The sequence below is a fragment of the Candidatus Hydrogenedentota bacterium genome, assembly GCA_016791475.1.
In the GTDB taxonomy this organism is placed as follows: Bacteria; Hydrogenedentota; Hydrogenedentia; order Hydrogenedentales; family JAEUWI01; genus JAEUWI01.
The window spans coordinates 1-541 of sequence record JAEUWI010000412.1 but is presented as its reverse complement, the minus strand read 5'-3'; the positions used below and the strand labels follow the sequence as shown (position 1 = coordinate 541).

Genomic DNA, 541 nt, shown 5'->3' with positions numbered 1-541 from the left:
CACTAACCGGACAGGCTTTACACACCAGCAGCAACTTGAAGGGCAGTGCAAGAGGGGTAACGAAAGGAGAAAGGGAGGGAACCTGGCGAGACCGAATGAGGGACCTGAACTACGAGCTGAAGCAGCTCTGCCGCCGCAACCGGGACGGCAGCTTCGCCACGCAGCGCGACCGCGAGCGTGTGCTCGACCTCGTGGCCAACCAGCTACAGGAGGCAGGCTTTCGGCATCTGAGCGCCACGAGCCTGAAGCCCAAGCATGTGGAAGGCCTGGTGGCGCGCTGGCAGGCCGAGGGCCTGGCCGTCGGCACCATCAAGAACCGCATGGCCGAGCTGCGCTGGTGGGCCGAGAAGATCGGCAAGCAGAACGTCATCGCGCGCGACAACGCGCACTACGGGATCGGCCACCGGCAATTCGTCGCCCAGGTCAGCAAGGCGCGGGAACTGAGCGATACCGAGCTCGCACGAATCACCGATCCGTACACGGCCATGGCACTGCGGCTGCAGGCTGCTTTCGGTTTGCGCCGCGCGGAGTCGATCAAGAT

Annotated in this window: 1 protein-coding gene; it reads left to right on the top strand. The window is 64.3% G+C overall.

Going from position 1 to position 541, the window contains the following annotated elements:
- Positions 1-95 precede the first annotated feature (95 nt).
- Positions 96-541: integrase (locus JNK74_29975; GenBank protein ID MBL7650398.1), on the top strand; the 446-nt coding region annotated here is incomplete at its 3' end.